Source organism: Streptomyces sp. NPDC096048 (assembly GCF_044763415.1).
Classification (GTDB): Bacteria; Actinomycetota; Actinomycetes; order Streptomycetales; family Streptomycetaceae; genus Streptomyces.
In genome coordinates this window covers 297,191-317,165 of record NZ_JBIWGG010000010.1, presented here as the reverse complement: position 1 = coordinate 317,165, position 19,975 = coordinate 297,191, and the positions used below count along the sequence as shown (strand labels likewise).

The following is a 19,975-nucleotide window of genomic DNA, read 5'->3' as shown; positions in this document are numbered from 1 at the left end:
CCCGGCCCCAGCGGAGCCGGCTGCTCGACGACGAGCCGAGACGTCGCCGGTCAACATGGGTTGCGCGGCGACTCCGTCATCTCACATGGAGCGCGCTCCCCCGAGGGGGAGCAGCCGATGGCCGCCGACGACACACCTGGTTCGCCCCGGCGGTCCCACGGGCGAGCCGGGGCTCAGTAGTTGCGCCACTCGTCCAGGACGTATTCGAGGACCGCGGGGTCCATCAGGGTGCTCGGCCGTACGTCGGTACGGCGGCGGTCGACGGGGAACACGGCCGCCGCCCTGAGTACCGCGTCATCCAGGTACCGCAGCTTCGGGACATCCGTGGCGAGCCGCAGCGGCGGGGATTCGGTGCCGTGGGCGGCGAGCACGAACCCCCAGTTGCCGAAGCTCGGCACGTCGGCCTGGAACTGCGTCGTCGCGTAGCCCGCCGTCTCGATCGTCTTCGCGATCGACCAGTACGTCTTCGGGGCGAAGAACGGCGACCCGCTCTGCACCATCAACCTGCCGTCCGGGGCGAGGACGTGGCCGAGCAGATGGTAGAACTCCACCGAGTACAGCTTGGCGAGCGACGCCGAGTCCGGGTCGGGAAAGTCGATGATCACCGCGTCGTACTTCTGCCGGGCCTCGCGAAGCCAGTTGAAGGCGTCGGCGTTGACGACGTCGACCCGCGGGTCGTCCAGCGCGCCGCGGTTGAGCGAGCGCAGCGGTGCGTAGGTCCGTGCCAACCGGGTCATGGCCGGGTCCAGTTCGACCAGGGTGACGTGCCGGACGTCCTCGTACCGCAGCACCTCGCGCAGCGCGAGTCCGTCGCCACCGCCCATGATCAGTACGTCGGAGCGGCGGCCCGACAGCGCGGGATGGACGAGGGACTCGTGGTAGCGGTACTCGTCGACGGAGCTGAACTGGAGGTCGCCGTTGAGGAACAGCCGAATGTCGGGGTCTCCGGTGAAGGCGGTGGCGCGGGTGATCACGATGTCCTGGTACGGCGTGGTCTCGGAGTGCACGATGGGGTCCGCGTACATGTGCTGGCGTGCGTTCACCTCCAGGTCGTCCGCCAGCACGTATGTCGCGCCCAGCACGGCGAGCACCGCCGCGACGCCTGTCAGCAGGCCGACCCGGACCACGCGGCGGAGTTCGCGGCGGAAGATGAACACCACGACGATGACCCCCGCGACGGCGTTGACCACGCCGACCACCAGCGCGCCCTTCAACTGGCCGAAGGTCGGCAGCAGGAACAGCGGGAAGCACAGTCCGCCGACGAGGGCGCCGATGTAGTCGACGGCGAACATGTCGGCGACGGCGCTGCTCGCCTCCTGCCGGCGGATCCGTTGCAGCAGGGTCATCAGCAGTGGTATCTCGGCGCCGATCAATGTGCCGACCACCAGGGACACCACGATCATCGCGGGCATGTAGAGCTGGAGCCAGGCGAAGGCCGCGTACAGCCCGAGGACGGACAGGCCGCCGATCAGGGCCAGCACCCCCTCCACCACCGCGAACGCGACGACGGCGCGGCTGCGCAACGGTTTGGCGGCCAGCGAGCCGACACCCATGGCGAAGACCATCACGGAGATGACCACGGAGGTCTGGAGCACCGAGTTGCCGATGAGGTAACTGCCCAGTGCGGTCAGGGCCAGTTCGTAGACGAGGCCGCAGGCCGCACAGAGGAAGACGGCGAGCAGCAGGAGAAACCGCGCTCCCCGAGTGGGACGGGCGGTCGGGGGGCGCGGAGGAGTCGCGGTGTCGCGGTCGTCCAGTGCGGTGGAACTCATGAGTGCGGTCCTAGGAGAGGGCCGCGCCAACCATGAAGGCCGTGCCCAGGTACATGCCGGCCTGGACCCATGCGGCGGGGTGCGGGCGGTCGTCACCGTCCTCCAGGGCGACCGCGCCCATCTGGCCCGGAGTGAGAATGCCGATCACGATGCCGACCAACGTCATCACCAGCACGCCGGCCAGGCCGTAGAGGAGCGTGCTGAGCAGACCCTGGCCCAGCCCCTTTTCCGACTCGCTCGCCCGGATGGCCTCCATGATGACCAGGCCCACCGCGACAGACTGGCTGCCCAGCAGTACGGCCGCCCCGCGGTTGCGGTCCCGCCACACCACGTGGAAGAGCTTGCCGGGCGTGACGAGGTCGAGGGCGACGAAGCCGACGGCCATCACGGCGAGGCCCACGACTCCGTAGAGCAGGGCCTGGCCGGCCGACTCGAAGATCTCGGTCACTGGGTTGCCTTTCTGGAGGACGTCGTCGGAGTGGAGAGAGGGTGCGGTGCCGGTGTCACTTGCCTTCACCGGGGCCGCCGCCGCGGTAACTCTGACTGTTCGGGTTGGGCCAGTTGACGAGGTGCTGCTTGTGGCGCCGGTAACCGTTGCGGTAGTCCTCGATCTCGATCATGCTGCCGCCCCGGTGAGGCGAGACGGTCACCATGTCGTCGCCGTAGCGCAGGAAGCGCATGCCACCGCCGGAGGAGCGGTCGAGGGCCTTGCGATGGTCGTGGATCGCGTCGGCGACCCGGGCCGGGGAACTGTCCTTGTCGAGCCACCGGGATCCGCTGACGGTGTAGGTCTCACGTATCCAGGATCGCGGGACGCCGTCGTCCCCGTCGCTGGAACAGGCCGAGAGCAGAATCGTCACCAGCGCGGCCGCCACCGCTCCGCGGACGAGTCGGGCACTGTTCATCGGGCCTCCAGCCGGGTGCGCGTCGATACGATCTGCCCGTCCTGCGGATAGGTGTGCCAGGTGCGCCAGACCAGTCCGGTACGGGACGCCTCGTCGGACGTCTCGACTACTACGGCAGTCACCGCCTGTGGTGAACCGGGGAAGACTCCGCACAGACCGTGCTCCGCGGCGGCCGCCCGGTCGAGGATCCCAGCGACCCGCGGGCCGAACTCAGGGGGGTCGAGGCGGGCCGTGGTGGCGCCGAAGTCGTAGGTCCAGCCCGCCTGTTGCCGGGTGAGTCGGGATGGCAGCCCCCTGGCGGCCCCCGGCAGACAGGCCACCGTCTCCCGCACGGGACCGGCGAAGACCTGGTGCGAGGCACCGAGGAGTCTCATCCGTACGGTCAGTCCCCCCACGAGCACCTCACGCTCGGCGAGCGCCGGCCGTTCGGTCAGGTCCAGGGAGAAGCAGAGCTGGTCAGCGGCCGTGTCGAGATAGGGGGCTTGCAAGGGTTGGACGTGCATACGGCCCCCGGTCCGATTTTGTTACGAGCGGCGCTGAGTATGGCACACGAGGGCCGCGGAGACTGAACGGCAGGGGGTCCCCTCGCGGTTGCGCATCCGCCACCCTGTCGTCCGACTTCCTCGAGAACGCGGTAGCCGGCGCGAAGCCCCCGCCGGTGGTGTCCGACGGGGGCTCCGGTGTGTGCGGCTCGGTAGATGTTGGCGTCCACCTCGGGTCCGTCCCCGCGCGTCGCCTTGATCTGGGCGTGCGCAGCGAGATCTCGTCGTACGTGCGGTACTCCCGCGCGATCCGGAGGTTCTGGATCTGGAACTGGCAGACGCCGAGCACGGTCACCGGCTGCCGGGTCAGAGCGCCGAACGTGGGCGTGCCCCGGTATGTGCCGTGCATGGTCCACATGACACGGAACTGGTCGGGGCGCTCCCCGCTGTCACGAACCCCACAACATCGGGCAGCTCGTCGCGCCGAGATCGACGCCCCGGCCGTCCTCGGCGTGCCCGAGCTGATCGAGTACGCCAAGGACCATGGTGTCGAGGCCTTCTTCCTCACCGGCCTCGGTGAGGACAAGCGGGAGGCAGCGGTCGAGAACCTCGCCCAGGTCGGCGTCTACACCGATCTAGACGCCGACCACGCATTCCTCGAGGACATGGCCAATCCGCCGTCCTGGCTGAGCGACCGCGCGGCCGCCCGAGAGCTGGAATCGCACCACAGTGCAGTACAAGACGGGTACCCGGAAGTACATCGAGTCCACCGGCTACGACATCGTCGGCAGGACAGATGATCCGCAGGGAGCCCTTCAGCCCGGATACGCTTGGACGGTGTCCGTCACCGATGGCCGGTCCGAGCCTGATCGAGTTCGGTAGCGATTGAGCCCCGCGCAAGCCGGGAGCCCCACAGGGGCCGCGTGCCGAGCTCGGCTACGTCCAGCGCGAGTTCGGCGTACATGGCGTTGGCCCAGGAGAACCACGGGCGGGTGAATCTGCTGGGGTCGTCCTTGTGGAAGGACTCGTGCATCTGACCGGTGCCAGCGTCGGTCGAAAGCAGTGCCCTGAGGGCCGCGATTCGCTCGGTCCGGTCAGTGCTGGTCAGTCCCTGCACGGCGATGGCGATGGGCCAGATGTGCTCATCCGGCGTATGCGGGCTGCCGATGCCTTCGGCCGCCGCACCCCGGTGCCAGGTCGGGTTCGCCGACGAGAGGACGAACCGTCGGGTGGCGCGGTACACCGCGTCAGTGGCGGGAACGTTCGCGACCAGGGGGAGGGACAGCAAACCGGGCATGTTGGCGTCGTCCATCAGCAGCGCGTTGCCCTTGCCGTCCACCTCGTACGCGTAGATCAAGCCGAACCGCGGGTGATGCACGGTGCCGTGTCGCATCGTGGCTGCTCGCAGCTCCGCCGCCAGTAGGGTCGCGCTTTCGGCGAGTTCCGTGTCGTGGACGTGGTGGGCCAGTTCGGCGGTGCCGTCGAGGGCGGCGGCGGCACACAGGTTCGCGGGGATGTTGTAGCCGTACACGCAGGCGTCGTCGCTGGGCCGAAACCCGCTCCAGGTCATGCCGGTCCGTGTGACAGGCGTTCCTCGTCCCGCGTTGTCCAAGGTGTCGCCCGGGGGGCAGTTCCGGCGTCGGAAGCGGTATGTGGAGAGGCGTTCGTGCTCCTGTTCCGTGCGCCACACCGCGATGACGATGCGCGCTGTCCGCAGCGTCCGGGAGATGTGGTCGGTGCGTCCGGTCGCCGCCCAGAAGCGGTGGGCCAGCAGGAGCGGGAAAGCGAGGGAGTCCACCTCGTACTTCTCTTCCCACACCCAGGGGTCCTCGCACAGGTCGTGCGGGTCATGGGCTCGCCCGGAGGGTTCGGCGTTGAAGGCGTTGGCGTAGGGGTCGAGTGCGATGTAGTGGAACTGACGACGCAACACGGCGAGCAGGAGGTCCTGCAGGGCGCTGTTGTCCTGCAGAAGTGCCAGGTAAGGCATCATCTGTGTGGAGGAGTCGCGCAGCCACATGGCGGGGATGTCGCCGGTCACGACGAAGGCGGTGCCGTCGGACAGCGGCCGGATGGTGCGAGCCAAGGTGTCGTCGAGGCAGCGCGTCAGCGTCCGGCCGAAGCGCGGGTCGCCGAGGTCGTCCAGGTGCTGGACCGCCCGCCGGACGATCGGGTGGTCCTTGACGCTGGTGGGGAAACCCATGGGTCAGCCTTTCGGCGGTCTACTGGTTGATGGCCCTGGATCACCGGGCGGCACGGGCGGCGAGGCCCGTCGCGGTGGCGTCCGGTATGCGCCGCAGGGCAGGACGGCAGGCCTGGGCCGCCGTCGCGGGTACGCGACCTGGACGGAGCTGCTCAGGCGCTGGCGGACGGGTGCCTCGGCCAGTTCCCGGAGGGTGCGCCATGGCGGACGACGCGGGTGGGCACAGTGACGCGGCGGGAGGCCGGCGGCGCTGTGTCCCGGTGCTCGAGACGGTCGATCAGCAGACGTGCGGCTTGGCGGCCGACCTCGTCGGCGTCGTAGGAGACGAGAGTCAGTGGCAGACCGAGGACGTCGGAGAGGTCGAAGTCGTCGAAGCCTGCCAGTGGAAGGGTGGCTCCGGCCTTGTACAGGGCCCGGATCGCACCCTGGCTGATGCGGTTGTTGGTGCAGAACAGCGCAGTGGGGCGTTCGGCCTGTTCGAGCAGTTCGAGGGTTGCCCGTTCCGCCGTCGCGGAATCGACCAGTCCCTGGCGGATCAGGGCGTTGTCCGGCTCGATGCCGACTTCTTCGTGTGCCGCCCAGAATCCGCGCAGGCGTTCGGCACCGGTGTAGAGCGCCGGCGGGTTGCCGAGAAAGGCGATGCGGGTCTGTCCCTCGGCGAGGAGGCATGCGGTGGCTTCACGTGCGCCGTGGAAGTCTTCGACCAGTACGCAGTCGGTGTCGAGTCCGGCGGGCGGTCGTGCCGCCAGGACGACCGGGACGTGCCGCATGGCGCCGGCCAGGTGCTGCTGACGGCTGCCGGCCGGAACGACGATCAGCCCTTCGACCTGGTGATCGACCAGCCCGTCGATGATTTCGGGTTCGCGGTCGGCCTGCTCGCCGGAGTTGCTGAGCAGCACCCGAAAGCCGTACTCGGTCGCGATCTCCTGGACGCCGAGGGCGAGGCGTGAGTAGAAGGGGTTGGCGAGATTGGTGACGACGAGGCCGATCATCCCGCTGCCCCCGAGGCGGAGGCTGCGTGCGGTTTGATTGCGGCGGTATCCCAGGCGGTCGACCGCCGCGAAGACCCGCTCTCGGGTCGCTTCCGACACTCCGGGGTCGTTCTTGAGTACGCGTGAGACGGTCATGGCGCTGACCTGCGCGAGCTTGCCGACGTCGTGCATGGTCGGCACGCTGCCCCGGCGAGCGGTCATGCTCCTGCCCCTTTCTCTGTCTGCCTGTGCCGGCGCCGTGGCCCTCATACGGCGTCCGGTACGCCCTGTGCCCAGCGGGCGGCCCCGATCAAGGGTGCCTCTTCGGGCCATCGGGCCGGTAGAACAGGTACCTCCGGACTGCCGGCCGAGGCCAGCCCTCTGGTGAGCGCAGGGTGGATCAATTGCCACGACCGAGCCATGGAGCCGCCGACGACCACCGCGGTGGCTCGGAAGCGGTCGATCCATGGAGCCAGGGCCTGACCGAGTGCGTCGAAAGCGTAGCGGAAGGCTTCTGCCGCGGCGGTGTCGCCCCTCGTGGCGCGTGCGGCTATCTCGCGGACGTCGGGGACGTGTTGATCACGCCCCGCGGGGGAGAGGCGGGCGAAGTGGGCGCGGATACCGCGCCGGGAGACCGTGTCTTCCAGCGGCCCGCCTCGTACCGTCAGATGGTGCACGTGTCCGCTCGGCGGGACCAGGGGGCCGGTATGGAGCGGACGTCCGGCAGACAGGAACGAGGATCCGACCCCTGTGCCCAGCGTCAGGCAGACGACACGGTCGTGACCCGCGGCTGCCCCGGAGCGGTGCTCGCCGACGGCGAACGCGTCGGCGTCGTTGAGGAAGCAGAGCCGTTCGGACCGGCCGGTCAGCCGCTCGCGCAGCCCGGCCCCCACGTCGACGCCGGACAGGGACTCGAACTTCCCCACGCCGGCGAAGTGGCCGATGCCGGTGGCGTAGTCGAAGGGGCCGGGCATCGCCACGCCCCACCGCATGCTGTGCCCGGACGGCAGTGCCAGGGCGGTCAGGGCAATGGTGTCGAGGATGTCTTCGGCTGCCGCGTGCGAACTGAGAGGCCCGCGGATCACGGTGGAGGGGACAGGGCGGCTCGTGGCGGGGTTCACGAGCGCGGCGGTGACATGCGTACCGCCGACGTCGAGGACCGGGACCGGCGCTGAGGACCGCCCCGACGGGGCCGTGGTCACGGTTCGACCACCAGCGCCTTCACGATCCGCACCTCGTCGCCGCCCAGTGCGCGGATGCGGTACGGGCCGACCGCGGCGGGGATGGTGATGGTCTCCGCGAAGGCCAGATCATGCGTGCGGCCGTCGCGGGTCTCGATGACGGCGCCTTCGCCCGCGGCGATGTTGAGTATGTGGAAGCGGCCCGCGGTGTCGTCAAGGATCTCGGCGCCCTGCTCGACGACGAGGCGGTGCACTGCGTAGAACATCTCGGGCAGCGCGCCGATGACCTCCTCGCGCCAGCCGCCGCCGGCCCGCAGTGTACGCGGCTGCTGGATGAGGTCCTTCGTCACGTCATCCCCGCGCCGTGCGGTGTCCAAGTTGGCGAAGCCGTGCTCGTAGGGCAGGGGCCGGGACGCTCCGGCGGCGTCCTTGCGCAGCCAGTCGTACAACCGCAGGGAGTACAGGTACGGGGTGGCGCTCACCTCCAGCACCAGGTTGCCCGCGCCGGAGGCGTGCGGAGTGCCCGCCGGGATCATGAACAACTGGCCCACCGTCGCGGGGTGCGACTGGACGTGGTCCCCGACGGGCATCGGGGTGCCGTCGGCGATGGCCTCCTCCACCTGGTGTCGCATGGTTTCGACGTCCGCCTCCTCGGTGAGGCCGAGCAGCACCTGGGCGCCGTCCTCGGCGGCCGTCACGTAGTACGTCTCGTGCTGCGTGTACGGCCAGCCGAACACCTCGCGCATGTACTGCTCACGTGGATGGAGGTGCAGGGACAGATTGCCGCCGCCCATCGTGTCGAGGTAGTCGAAGCGTATCGGGAAGGAGGTGCCGAACCGGCGGTGCACGTCCTCACCGAGCATGTCCCCGGGATGCTCGACGCACAGCAGCTGGAACGGGAGCTCCACCTGTGCTTCGCCCCTCTCGCCGACCAGGACCCCCGCCTCGGGCGCGATCAGCTCGTAGCCGAGCGCCGTGTTGCCCGCCTGCGGGGTGAAGCCGAGTTCACTCGCCGCCCACTGGCCGCCCCACGGGGTGGAGTTGAAGTACGGCCGGGTGCGTACCGGGCCCCGTGCCAGGTGTGCCAGGGTGCCATGCAGCGAGGCGCCGTCCAGTGAGGCCGGGCAGGCCGTGTTCTGTACGTCGATCCAACGGTCGACACGTCCGGCGATGGCGTCGCGGTGACGGTCCAGAACGGGCCAGTCGGTGTAGAAGAGGTGCACCAGATCGCCGGGTTCGGCGGGGCGCCCCAGGTTGACACCGACCGGCAGGTCCCCTTTCGCCACGGCCGCTTCGGCGTACCGCTTCGGCAGGTCGGCGTACCACAGCACGTCCGGGCCGCACAATGACGCACCAGGCCCGTACACCACCACCACTCCGTCCCGCGTGGGCCGCTCGGGCTGCGGGGCGGAGTCGAACAGGTCCGCGACACTCGCCCGGGACAGCGGAATGAAGAACGGCTCACCGGCGTGGACGGGCCGGGCGGCCACCCGTTCGTCAGCCGCCGGAGCGTAGTGGTCGCGGACATCGAACAGATCCACGGCGCGGCCGGCGGCGCCCACGGCCTCCGCGAGGCCATCGGTCAGGGCGGCCCAGTCGAGGGCCGCCGGCCCGTCCACTGCCAGGACGAGCGGGCCGAGCGGCAGGTCCGCGGCCAGGGGCGCCCAGCCGGCAGCCACCTTCCCGGCGACCGGCTGGTAGCTGGGAAGGGGATCGTACGAACGAGACGCGGGCACATCTGCTCCTTACTCGGTACCAAGAGGGGGACGTTAACGATAACAGCGACTGTCTCAAGGTGTCCACGCTCGCTCCGAATTCTCTTGGTAGGGCCTGAACCTCTTTGAACAGGCGTTTTCCAGAGATGCGCACTCAAGTGCTGATTCTCTTCGCCGCAAAGCCTTGTCAGCTTCGGAATGGTGTCGTTAACCTCCACGCAACACGGACTGGGGTAGCCCCGGGGTCCTCCGGCGTCCTGCCTCCCAGTGATTCACATCCGGCCACACAGAGGGCCCGATTCAGTGAAGGTGATCAATGTCAGCAGCGGGCAGGACCAGCAGTGCGGCCGTCGCGCTCGCTCGACGCCGCTTCCTTGCCGGGATGGCCGTCGGGGCGGCCACCCTGACGGCGGGAGGCTGTGCGCGAGGAGCGAGCACATCCGCGCAGCCGGGAACCACGAGCATCTCCAACGACAACGCCACCTGGGATGACGGCTACCGCGCGGCCGGCCGCGAACTGAGGAAGATCACCGGATACTCGCTCAGGCCGCTGTCGAACCCGTCGGTCACCTCGTACCAGCAGGTCGTGCAAATGACTCTGCAGACCTCGAAATCCTCCGACCTCGTCAAATGGGCGTCCGGCTACCAGCTCAAGCGTCTGGCGCGTGCGGGCGGACTCACCGACCTGACGCGTGTATGGAAGGGGTACGCGGCCAAAGGGTGGGTGCGCGGCTCGTCACGCGAGGCCGTCTCCTACCGCGGCAACGCCTTCGGTATCCCGTTGTACGAGTCCTACTACGTGCTCTTCTACAGCAAGTCGGTGTTCCGGAAGCTCGGCCTGTCCGCCCCGACCAGCTGGGACGGACTCCTGCATTGCGCCGACGTCCTCAAGCGCAACAGGATCACACCGTTCCTCGCCAGTCAGGTCGGCGGCTGGCCCGCGATCGAGTGGTTCCAGGAACTCGTCAGCAAGGTCGACCCCCACTTCTACGAGCGGCTGGTGGCAGGCGAAGCCTCCTACACCGACGCCCCGGCCCGTCGTGCGATGGACATCTGGCACGACTTCATGCGCAAGGGCTGGATGACCTCCCCCGACTTCGACCAGGCACGCGGCCCCGGCGCCCTGAAGGAGGGCACGGTGGGCATGTTCCTGCACGGCACCTGGCAGGCGTCCGGTATGTCGGCGGCGGGTATGGAACCCGGCGCCGACTACGGCGCCTTCATCCTTCCGACGGTGCGTCCCGCCCTCCCGAAGAGTGTGATCGCCGAGTCGGGCGTCTTCGTGGTGCCCAGCCGCGCTTCCTCACACGATGCCGCGATGGCGAACGTCGGAGCCTGGCTCGACCCGACCGTCCAGCGAGTGTGGAGCGACTTCCTGCAGGACAGCTCCGCCAACCCCAAGGTCCGCTCCAGCAACCCGGTGGTGGCAGGTCTCCAGCGGGACATCGGCCGCAACCGCCGCATGGCGCTGGTTCGTTACTGGGAGGCCAGCCCGCCCAGCCTCATCCAGGGCAACACCAACGACCTCGGCGGATTCATGGCCGGGCAGACCTCCGCGGCCACCACGCTGCGCCGCATGCAAGAGCGTGCACATGACGAGTGGGCGGCCTGGAAGCGAGACGAGGCATGAGCACTTCCATGACCGACCGACGCCCTCCGATCGCGACCGGCGGCCCGACGGCGCCACGACGCGTGAAGCGGCGCTCCCCTTTCGTACACGGGCGGCAGAAGGCGCGCGAGCGTCTGGCGGCCGGCGGGTTCATGGCTCCGGCCGTCCTCCTGGTCACGCTCTTCCTGCTGGCCCCGTTCGTGTGGACCGTCTACCGCAGCTTCTTCAGCGACACCCGGACCTCGCCGTTCAGCTGGTTCGACAACTACTCGTTGTTCGCCTCCGACCCGGCCCTGTCCCGCTCCATCCAGAACACGTTGATGTGGGTGGTGGGCACGGTCGCGCTCCCGTTCGTGCTCGGGCTCGCCATCGCCTGTATGACCAACGCCAGCCGCCTCTCACGCCTGGCGAGGCTGTGCGTCGTACTGCCCTACGCGCTGTCGGGGTCCGCGGTGGCGGTGGTGTGGAACTTCATGCTCACCACCGACGGAGCCGTCAACCAGGTCCTGACCGGCGTCGGACTCGACTCGCTGGCCCAGGGCTGGCTGCTGACCTGGCCCGGCAACACCCTCGTGATGATCGTCGCCAACGCCTGGCAGGCCACCGGCGTGGCCGTCATCCTCTTCCTGGTCGGACTGCAGTCCATCCCGTCAGAGACCCTGGAGGCGGGCTCCTTGGACGGGGCGAGCGGCTGGCAGCAGTTCCGGCACATCGTCCTGCCCCAGCTCCGCCCGGTGTCGATCATTGTGATCGGCATGAGCCTGGTCAACGGACTGAAGTCGTTCGACCTGATCTGGGTGCTCACCCAAGGCGGCCCCGGCCGGGCCACCGAGACACTCGCCGTGTCCATGTACAACGAGACCTTCCTGGAACTGCGGCCCGGCGCGGGAGCGGCGATCGCGGTGGTCCTCACTCTGATCGTGCTGGCGGCATCCTGGCTCTACCTGCGGCGCCAACTCGACGTGAAAGGCGGATGACGATGTCCCTCGGTCGAGTTCTGCGCAACACCGCCATCACGGCGCTCGCCGTGCTGTGGCTGATCCCCACCTGGCTCCTCATCGTCAACGCGTTGGTGCCCGCCGCGAGTTACTCCGGCAGCCCGCACTGGCTGCCCCAGGACTTCGGACTGTTCGACAACATGTCCCTAGCCTGGGACAAGGCGAACCTCGGTCCGGCCCTCGGCAACAGCCTGCTGTACTCCGTGGTCAGCGCCGTGGCCGCCGCGGTGATCGCCGGCTTCGCCGCCTTCGCCACGATCATCATGCCCGTCAAACGGCAGGCACTGTGGTTCTGGGTCATCTACTCCGGCACCCTGCTGCCCCTCCAGGTCTTCATCAGGCCCTTGTTCCTGTCCTACGCCCACACATCGCTGTACGACACTCAGATCGGCCTCGTGCTGATCTACACCGCCATCGCCGTCCCGTTCGCGTTCTTCGTCATGCGCAACTACGCCCTGACGCTGCCGCGGGAGGTCGTGGAAGCCGCGCGCATGGACGGCGCGTCGTGGTGGCGGGTGTTCTGGCAGATCCACGTCCCGCTGACCCGGTCCGCCATGATCGCCGTGTTCGTGTTCCAGTTCGTCGCCGTCTGGAACGACCTGATGTTCGGCATCACCATGGTCACGAGCCGCAACATCCGGCCGGTCATGGCCGCGCTCGCCGACCTGCAGGGCAACTACTCCAACGTCGGGCCGCCCATTGTGCTGGCCGGCGCCCTCCTGGTCTCGCTGCCGACTCTGGTGCTGTTCTTCTCCGCCCAGCGCTTCTTCGTCAGCAGCCTCAAGATCCACCGCTGAGCCCGCACGCCGTCTCCTCCCTCCTGACTGCCGCGAAGGGAAACACCCATGCTGCGATCGCTGCTCACCCGCGCCACCGCGCCCGTCGTCTGCGCCGGACTGCTCTGGACCGCCGCTCCCGCACACGCCCAGAGCCCCGAACGTACCCGCCCGCTCTCCTCCGACGCATGGGCCGACCGCGCCACCGGCACCTACCGCGCCCTGCAGGAGCACCTGTACGAGGGCCCGGACCGCCACGGGCTGTACCTCGAGCACACCCCCCGGCAGCCCACCGATCCGGAGCACTCCTACCTGTGGCCGTTTCGCGAGGCGGCGCAGGCGGCCGTCGACATGCAGCAACTGCCGCACACCGGGACCACCTACCGGCACGACGCGGCCGAGCGGCTCGACACGGCCGAGCTCTACTCCACCGGCGGAGAGCGCCCGGGCTACGCGTCGTACCTGCCCGCCCCTCTGGGCACCGGCGGCGACATCTACTACGACGACAACGCCGTGGTCGCCCTCACCCAGCTCGACCAGTACGAGGCAACCGGCGACGAACGCCTGCTGAACCGGGCCGAACAGGTCGTACCCGTCGTCTCCCGAGCCTGGGACGGCGACACCACCAAGACGTGTCCGGGCGGAATGGACTGGTACGACTCGCCCGGCAACAACATCCGGGCCACCAACGTCACCGCCCTGTCGGCCCAGCTCGCCGCTCGCCTGTACGAGCACACCGGCAACCGCACCTACCTCGACAAGGCGGAACAGTGGTACGGCTGGGTGTACTCGTGCATGCGCAAGGCACCCGGTCTGTACGTCAACGACCGCGGTGACGACGGCAGCACCAACGAGACGCTGTGGACCTACAACTCGGGTGCCATGATCGGCACCGCCACCGCGCTCTACCGCGGCACCGGCGACGCCGAGTACCTGAAGAAGGCCACGCAGGACGCCCGCGGCTCGCTGGCGTACTGGACCGAGGGCAGCCGTCTGCACGACCAGCCGGCCGTCTTCAACGCCTTCTACTTCAAGGACCTGCTCGACCTGGACACACTCCGCCCCGACCCCGCCTACCTGCGGGCCATGAGCGCGTACGCGGACGGCACCTACCGGTCCAACCGCGACACCTCCACCGGCCTGTTCCGGTTCCAGCCCTCCAACGGCGGCGACTACGACCCCACAGCGCCGGCCGCGACCCTCAACCAGTCGGCCATGGTCCAGATCTTCGCCACCCTCGCCGACGCCACGCACCAGCGCCGTCAGCCTTCCTGACGCGGCCCACCGCATCCTCATCGCAAAGGACACTCACGCACCATGCCCAAGCCACCGCTGACCCGGCCGTCCTGGTGGGACTCCGACATCGCGCGCGACATCCTGAAGGAGCGTGTGGCCACCACCGTCGGCCTCGGCGGCCTTCAGGTGCGGCTGTCGGGAGAGCCACTGCTGCGTTACGACGGGACGGGCCGACTGTTGCAGTCTATCCGGCTGCGGGTGGACCGTCCCGACAGTGGGCTCCCGCGACGGCACGTCACCAAGGCGCACGTCACCACCGGCGGAGGCACCCCCGTCCACTGCGAGGTCATGCCGGGACCAGGTGGCGACACACGCCTCCTGGTCCCGGAGGTGGACGCACCCACCTCCCTGCTGATCGAGCTTCCGGAACTCGAAGAGGGCACCCGACTCGCCTTCGAGGCACGGCCGCAGCGCCACTGGACGCTGCACCTGGTGCAGCACTCCCACCTGGACATCGGCTACACCGACCCGCAGGGCCGGGTGATGGCCGAGAGCCGTGCCTACCTCGACTCGCTCCTGGAACTGTGCCACGCCACCGACGACTGGCCGGACCCGGCCCGTTTCCGCTGGGCAGTCGAGGGATTCCACTCCTTCCAGGACTGGCGGGCGAGCCGGCCCCGGCGCCAGGTGGAGAACTTCCTGAACCGGGTCCGCGAGGGACGGGTCGAACTCACGGCCATGCCGTTCAACCTGCACACCGAGACCTGCTCCACCGACGAACTGCACGAACTGCTGCGCCCGGTGACCGAGTTGCGCGACCGGTACGGCATCGAGATCACCACGGCCATGCAGACGGACGTGCCCGGTCAGGTGGTGGGCCTGCCCGACGTACTCGCGGACAACGGCATCCGCTACCTGTCCGTGGCGCACAACTGGGCGGGCCGCGCCGTGCCCCACCTCGTCGGCGGGGAGCACCTTCCCCGGCTGTTCCGCTGGCAGGCGCCGAGCGGCAACAGCGTCCTGGTCTGGCGGACGGACACCCCGCACGGCCTGGCCTACATGGAGGGCTCGATCCTCGGCTTCGACGAGTCGTACGACCACGTCGACGACCTGCTGCCCGCCTACCTCAGCGCCTTGGCCCAGTTCCCCTACCCCCACCAGGGACGCGGGATCCCCGGCTTCCCCACCCTCGACCTTCCCGGTACCGCCGACCCCTACCCGTGGGACGTCCTGCACCTGCGGGTACTGGGCAAGTTCGCGGACAACGGCCCGCCGCGCCGCATCATCTCCGACACGGTGCGCCGTTGGAACGAACAGTGGGCGTACCCGCGGTTGCGCGCCTCCCGCAACCAGGACTTCTTCGAGGACGCGCAGAAGCGCGTCGGAGACCGCCTGGAGACCTACCGGGGCGACTGGAGCGACTGGTGGGTCGACGGGGTCGGCGCCGGCGCCGTACCACTGGCCGCCACCCGACGCGGACAGGCGGCCCTCGCGGAGGCACAGACCGTGGCCGGGTACGCCCACCTGATGGGTGTGCCCGGTAGTACGGCCGTCACCGCGGGCGCGCCGGACGTCTACCGGTCCGCCTCGCTGTTCAACGAACACACCTGGGGCGCCGGCGACCCCTGGACCCACGGAGACCACGGCCACGGCTCCGGCGAGAAGCAGTGGCACTGGAAGTACTCCCAGGCCGTGCGCGCCCACGACGACGCCGAGACACTCCTGGACGCCGCCTCCGCCCTGCTCGGTGAAGCCCTCGCTCCCGCCGACGACGTGGCGGCGTCCTTCTACGCCGTGAACACCTGCAGCTGGCCACGCGACGAGACCGTCCGGATCTTCCTGCCGGAGATCACCGTCGCTCTCGACGACGCGGTCCGGGTCCTCGACGCGCGCACCGGCTCACCCCTGCCCTTCGTGGAAGAGCCCCAGAGCAACGAACGCCACCGTGCGGCCGGCCGCTTCCTGAACGTACCCGTCACGGACGTGCCGGCCTGCGGAGCCGTGCGTCTGGACGTCGCCACCGAGGCCGAACCCTCGGCGCCGCGCGACGAGAAGACGACCTCGCCCGCCGAAGCCACTGTGCTGGAGAACGGCCACCTGCGCGTCACCGTCGACCTGGGACAGGCGTGCATCACCTCCGTCATCGACAAGCGCACCGGTCGCGAGATGGTGCGCACCGACGCCGTCATCGGCTTCAACGGATACGTCTACGACGAATACGCCACGGCCGGGGCGTTCAACCACCAGTCCAGCAAGACCGTCGCCGACGACTCGATGCACCTGCTGGCCTCCCGCAGCACCGCCCCGCCCGCGGCACTCGTCGACCGAAGCACGGACGCCTCCGGTCAGACGATCGTCTACGAATGCGCCCCGGCCGGCACCCGCCGACTTCGTGTGCGGGTGCACCTTCCGCACCGCGCGGCCCGCATCGACATAGAAAACCGGATCGACAAGACCGCGACCCTCACGAAGGAGAGTGCCTTCTTCGCCTTCCCCTTCGCCCTCGACCGTCCTGTCGTGCACACGGAGGCCACGGGCGGTGTCCTGGGCACCGACCGCGAGAACGTACCGGGCTCGGCCGCCCATATGCGCGCCGTCCGGCGCTGGATCAGCCTGAGCGACGGCACCCACCACGTCGCACTGGCGACAGCGGACGCTCCCCTCGTCCAGCTCGGCGGGATCGCCATCCCCTACGTCCCCTACCCCCAGTCACTGCCCCAGGAAGAGCCGGCCACCGTCTTCTCCTGGGTACACAACAACATCTGGGACACGAACTTCCCCGCCCAACAGGCGTTCGACCACGTCTTCCGCTACAGCGTCGGCTTCGCCACGACCACGGAGGACACCCCCGCTCACGCCGACGAGCTCGCCGTACGCGTCGCAGCCGTCACCAGCCACCCGATCGTGCCGGTACGCGCCCGAGCCGCCGCCGGGAGCGAAACCCCGGCCCAGACACAGTTCCTGACCCTGGACGACTCCAGGGTCCGTCTCGTCGGGGTCACCGTCCCCGACAACGGCGGACTCCTGGTCCGCCTGCAGTCAGTGGCCGACACCCCCGTCACCTGCCGCCTGAGCACCCCTTTCACCGTCGCCCGCGCCGTCCGCACCAATTACCTGGGCCTGGTCCCGAATGACATCGCCCCGGAGCCGGACGGCGCTGTCCCGGTGGATGTCCCCGCGCTCGGGACGGCAGCCGTCGTCCTCCACCTGCACTCCTCGACCGCTCGCAGCGCCGCGGCGCCCGCGAGATCGAACGACGGGTGACCTGCGAGCGGCAGCGCAATTCGAGGCCCGGCCCACAAAGCCGGGCCTCTGCAGCCGGGAGCTCGGAATCGACGCCGCTGCCGTCCGACCGGTTCGCCTCCGTCGTGTCCGCCGCGGCACATCACTGATGGTCGCCGCGCACGAGGCCGCGTCCGCCTCCGGGCGGTGCGCAACAGGATCTTGCGGAATTTCGGGACGAGGGTGGCCCGACGGGCGAGACCCCGCTCACGTGGGCCAGGACAGAACTGTCATCACGGGCGCCACCGGCAAGGAACTGCGTCCTCGTCCAACTGCTCGAGTATGCTCCCACCGTCCTCGACGGACCGCCCGGTACCGGCTATCGACCGGGGACCAGGCCATCCTCGAACCGGCTCGTGCCGGGTGACCTCTCGTCCCGGCGCGGGAAAGCCTGTTCGGTCCAGATGGTCTTGCCGGCACCGGAATAGCGTGTGCCCCAGCGCTGGACGAGTTGCGCGACGATGAACAGCCCTCGCCCGCCCTCGTCGTCCTCGCCGCTGTGGCGCAGATGCGGTGACGTGTGGCCGGTGTCGGCGACCTCGCACAACAGGGTGCGGTCACGGATAAGGCGTACCTGAACGGGTCCTTCAGCGTATCTGACCGCGTTGGTCACCAGTTCGCTGACGACCAGCTCGGTCGTGAACGACAGTTCCTCCAGACCCCACTGGTGCAGTTGCCGGGTGGTCAGGTCCCTGAACCGGCCCGCGGCGACCGGTTCGGCGGGGAGCTCCCATTCGGCCACCTGCGTGGTGTCGAGTTCGCGGGTACGGACGAGCAGCAGCGCGGTGTCGTCCGCCGTCGATCCGCTCGGCAGGAGTTCCGCCACCGCGCGGTCGCACAGCTCGTCCAGGGACGCGCACCGGTCACTGAGTACCCGTCCCAGGAGGGCGAGTCCGTGATCGATGTCGCGGTCGCGGGCCTCGACCAGACCGTCCGTGAAGAGGCCCAGCAGGCTGCCCACCGGCAGTTCGACCTCCGTGGACTCGAAAGGCAGCCCGCCGAGACCCAGAGGTGGACCGGCCGGCAGGTCCGGAAAGGACACCCGGCCGTCCGGGTCGACGACCGCCGGTGGCAGATGCCCGGCCCTGGCCATGACGCAGCGCCGCGAGACCGGATCGTAGACCGCGTAGAGGCAGGTCGCCCCTGTGGTGACGTCGGCGTGGGTGCCGTCCGGCATACCCATCTCGCCCCACTGCTCCTCCGCCGACTGAGCCACCAGGTCGTCGAGCCGCGACAGCAGCTCGACGGGGTCCATGTCCATCTGGGCGAACGCGCGTACGGTCGTACGCAGCCGGCCCATGGTTGCGGCCGCCTGCAACCCGTGACCGACCACGTCCCCGACCACGAGACCGACCCGGGTCCCGGACAGCGGAATGACGTCGAACCAGTCACCGCCGACCCCGGTCACGTCGTCCGTGGGCAGGTACCGGTAGGCCAGGTCGACCGCCGACGCCTCGGGCAACTGTTGCGGCAGCAACTGGCGCTGCAGGGTCAGCGCGGCAGTGCGCTCACGGGTGAATCGGCGGGCGTTGTCGATGGACACAGCCGTGCGGGCGACCAGCTCGTCGGCCAGCGCCACCTCACCGCCGTCGAAGGTGGCCGCACCGGCGCCGCGGACGAAGGTGACGAGTCCCAGCATGCCGCCCCCTGCCCGCAGCGGCACGACCAGGGTCGTGTTCTCGAGCACGAGCCCACCGGAGGAGAGACAACGGTCCTGCGGCGAACCGGACGGGTACTCCACGGGCGAGCGGTCCGGGACGAGTGACGGGGAGGACGGCGCTCCCGGCCCCCCGGCGTCGTGCTCCTCGGTCGAGCGGCGGGCGGCCCGAACCAGAGGCATGGGCGCCGCGCCGCTGGTGGCCGGGGCCTCGCCCTCCAGCACCTCGCTCGCCAGGTCGACCGTCACCGTGGTGGCGAACTCCGGCACCGCCACCTCGGTGATCTTCTGGGCGGTGACCATCACGTCGAGGGTGCTTCCGATCCCGAGGCCCGCCTCGACGAGCAGGGCCAGCCGCCGCTGTGCCTTGTAGCGATCGGAGATGTCGAACGCGTCCTCGCACACTCCGAAGACATGGCCGTCGGCGTCCTGCAGCCGGTAGTAGGCACAGGACCAGAGGTGGACCGTATCCGGATCGCTGGGCGGCCGGCCTTGGAAATGCAAGTCCAGAAAAGGTTCACCGGTAGCCAGGACATGGTTCATGACCGCGTCAAGGGTGGGCGGATGCCCCTTGGTCACGAATCTCCCCTCCGCGTACAGCTCATCGGCCCGAAGCCCGCGGAACTCGGCGAACGGCCGTCCGATCTCCCGTTCGAATGCCGTATTGCACCAGGTCACACGCAGATCGGTGTCGTAGATGGCCAGGCCGACGGGTGACTGGGTGGCCAGCCCGTTCAGCAGGGCCAGCCGGGAGTCCCACACCCGGAGATCCTTGAGCTCGGCCGCGACGAGCACGCGCGCCGCCGTGCCGGCGCCCGGCAGGGGGCATGCCGCGATGGCGACGATCACCTCCACCCCGTCCTTGTGCCGGGCGGTGCGGATGTCGTTCCCCTGCAGGTGAGGAGTGAGGGAGCGGACGGAGGGCGTGGAGCCGGCCGGCAGGAGCATGCTCAGGGGGCGGCCGACGATCTCCTGGGGCTGATAACCGAGCAACCGCTGCGCCGCCGGGCTCCACCCGATCACCGTGTCGTCGGCGTCGATGACCATCGTGGCTGCCCTGGTGACGTCGAGGGGGCCACGAAAGTCAGCACCGTCGTCCGTGTTCCAAACAGTCATGGCGCCACACCAGCCCCGTTCGTCCCCTACAGAATCCGCCGTCCCCTGGGCGAGCACAACCGCAGGACCGCTCGT

General features: G+C 69.3%; 15 protein-coding genes. 6 read left to right on the top strand and 9 right to left on the bottom strand.

From position 1 onward, the window contains the following. Nucleotides 1-173: 173 nt before the first annotated feature. Genes ACIQ6R_RS27870 through ACIQ6R_RS27855 form a run of 4 tightly spaced genes read right to left on the bottom strand, consistent with a single transcriptional unit; the run spans nt 174 to nt 3,180 of the window. Nucleotides 174-1,772 carry a polyamine aminopropyltransferase gene (locus ACIQ6R_RS27870; protein ID WP_404224196.1) on the bottom strand — a complete coding sequence of 533 codons (1,599 nt, stop codon included), beginning with the start codon at nt 1,770-1,772 and terminating at the stop codon, nt 174-176. A gap of 10 nt (nt 1,773-1,782) precedes the next feature. Beyond that, nucleotides 1,783-2,220, bottom strand: coding sequence for a DUF350 domain-containing protein (locus tag ACIQ6R_RS27865; protein ID WP_404184880.1), 438 nt, complete (start codon nt 2,218-2,220; stop codon nt 1,783-1,785). 55 nt (nt 2,221-2,275) lie between these two features. Continuing rightward, on the bottom strand, nt 2,276-2,677 hold the full coding sequence (locus ACIQ6R_RS27860; protein WP_404224194.1) for a DUF4247 domain-containing protein: 402 nt from the start codon (nt 2,675-2,677) through the stop codon (nt 2,276-2,278). Beyond that, entirely contained in the window at nt 2,674-3,180 is a 507-nt protein-coding gene (locus ACIQ6R_RS27855) for a DUF2617 family protein (protein ID WP_404184886.1), read from the bottom strand. The genes ACIQ6R_RS27860 and ACIQ6R_RS27855 overlap by 4 nt, the downstream gene beginning before the upstream one ends. Nucleotides 3,181-3,671: 491 nt before the next feature. On the opposite strand from ACIQ6R_RS27855, the gene ACIQ6R_RS27850 reads away from it, so the two are divergent. Beyond that, entirely contained in the window at nt 3,672-3,959 is a 288-nt protein-coding gene (locus ACIQ6R_RS27850; protein WP_404224193.1) for a hypothetical protein, read from the top strand. A 44-nt stretch (nt 3,960-4,003) separates the two neighbouring features. Here ACIQ6R_RS27850 and ACIQ6R_RS27845 read toward each other — a convergent pair whose 3' ends face one another. The 4 genes from ACIQ6R_RS27845 to ACIQ6R_RS27830 all read right to left on the bottom strand — a co-directional run bounded on the left by ACIQ6R_RS27845 (nt 4,004) and on the right by ACIQ6R_RS27830 (nt 9,247). Beyond that, nucleotides 4,004-5,359 carry a glycoside hydrolase family 125 protein gene (locus ACIQ6R_RS27845; protein ID WP_404224192.1) on the bottom strand — a complete coding sequence of 452 codons (1,356 nt, stop codon included), beginning with the start codon at nt 5,357-5,359 and terminating at the stop codon, nt 4,004-4,006. Between the two features lie 152 nt (nt 5,360-5,511). After that, nucleotides 5,512-6,552, bottom strand: a complete 1,041-nt coding sequence (locus tag ACIQ6R_RS27840) for a LacI family DNA-binding transcriptional regulator (RefSeq protein WP_404224190.1) — start codon at nt 6,550-6,552, stop codon at nt 5,512-5,514. Between the two features lie 44 nt (nt 6,553-6,596). Further along, a complete protein-coding gene (locus ACIQ6R_RS27835; protein ID WP_404224189.1) occupies nt 6,597-7,532 on the bottom strand; it encodes an ROK family protein in 936 nt (311 codons plus the stop codon). Continuing rightward, nucleotides 7,529-9,247 carry a class I mannose-6-phosphate isomerase gene (locus tag ACIQ6R_RS27830; RefSeq protein WP_404224187.1) on the bottom strand — a complete coding sequence of 573 codons (1,719 nt, stop codon included), beginning with the start codon at nt 9,245-9,247 and terminating at the stop codon, nt 7,529-7,531. The genes ACIQ6R_RS27835 and ACIQ6R_RS27830 overlap by 4 nt, the downstream gene beginning before the upstream one ends. Before the next feature lie 295 nt (nt 9,248-9,542). On the opposite strand from ACIQ6R_RS27830, the gene ACIQ6R_RS27825 reads away from it, so the two are divergent. The 5 genes from ACIQ6R_RS27825 to ACIQ6R_RS27805 are packed head-to-tail and all read left to right on the top strand — an operon-like array spanning nt 9,543 to nt 17,109. After that, nucleotides 9,543-10,856: an ABC transporter substrate-binding protein gene (locus ACIQ6R_RS27825; protein ID WP_404224185.1), complete on the top strand. Its 1,314-nt coding sequence runs from the start codon at nt 9,543-9,545 to the stop codon at nt 10,854-10,856. Then, on the top strand, nt 10,853-11,812 hold the full coding sequence (locus tag ACIQ6R_RS27820) for a carbohydrate ABC transporter permease (RefSeq protein WP_404224183.1): 960 nt from the start codon (nt 10,853-10,855) through the stop codon (nt 11,810-11,812). The genes ACIQ6R_RS27825 and ACIQ6R_RS27820 overlap by 4 nt, the downstream gene beginning before the upstream one ends. Beyond that, nucleotides 11,809-12,630, top strand: a complete 822-nt coding sequence (locus ACIQ6R_RS27815; RefSeq protein ID WP_404224181.1) for a carbohydrate ABC transporter permease — start codon at nt 11,809-11,811, stop codon at nt 12,628-12,630. Before ACIQ6R_RS27820 ends, ACIQ6R_RS27815 begins: the two co-directional genes overlap by 4 nt. 48 nt (nt 12,631-12,678) lie before the next feature. Continuing rightward, nucleotides 12,679-13,884, top strand: coding sequence for a glycoside hydrolase family 76 protein (locus tag ACIQ6R_RS27810; RefSeq protein WP_404224180.1), 1,206 nt, complete (start codon nt 12,679-12,681; stop codon nt 13,882-13,884). A gap of 42 nt (nt 13,885-13,926) precedes the next feature. Next, nucleotides 13,927-17,109: a glycoside hydrolase family 38 C-terminal domain-containing protein gene (locus ACIQ6R_RS27805; RefSeq protein WP_404224179.1), complete on the top strand. Its 3,183-nt coding sequence runs from the start codon at nt 13,927-13,929 to the stop codon at nt 17,107-17,109. A gap of 337 nt (nt 17,110-17,446) precedes the next feature. On the opposite strand, the gene ACIQ6R_RS27800 is transcribed toward ACIQ6R_RS27805, so the two are convergent. Next, nucleotides 17,447-19,900, bottom strand: a complete 2,454-nt coding sequence (locus ACIQ6R_RS27800) for a SpoIIE family protein phosphatase (RefSeq protein WP_404224177.1) — start codon at nt 19,898-19,900, stop codon at nt 17,447-17,449. Between the last annotated feature and the right edge of the window lie 75 nt (nt 19,901-19,975).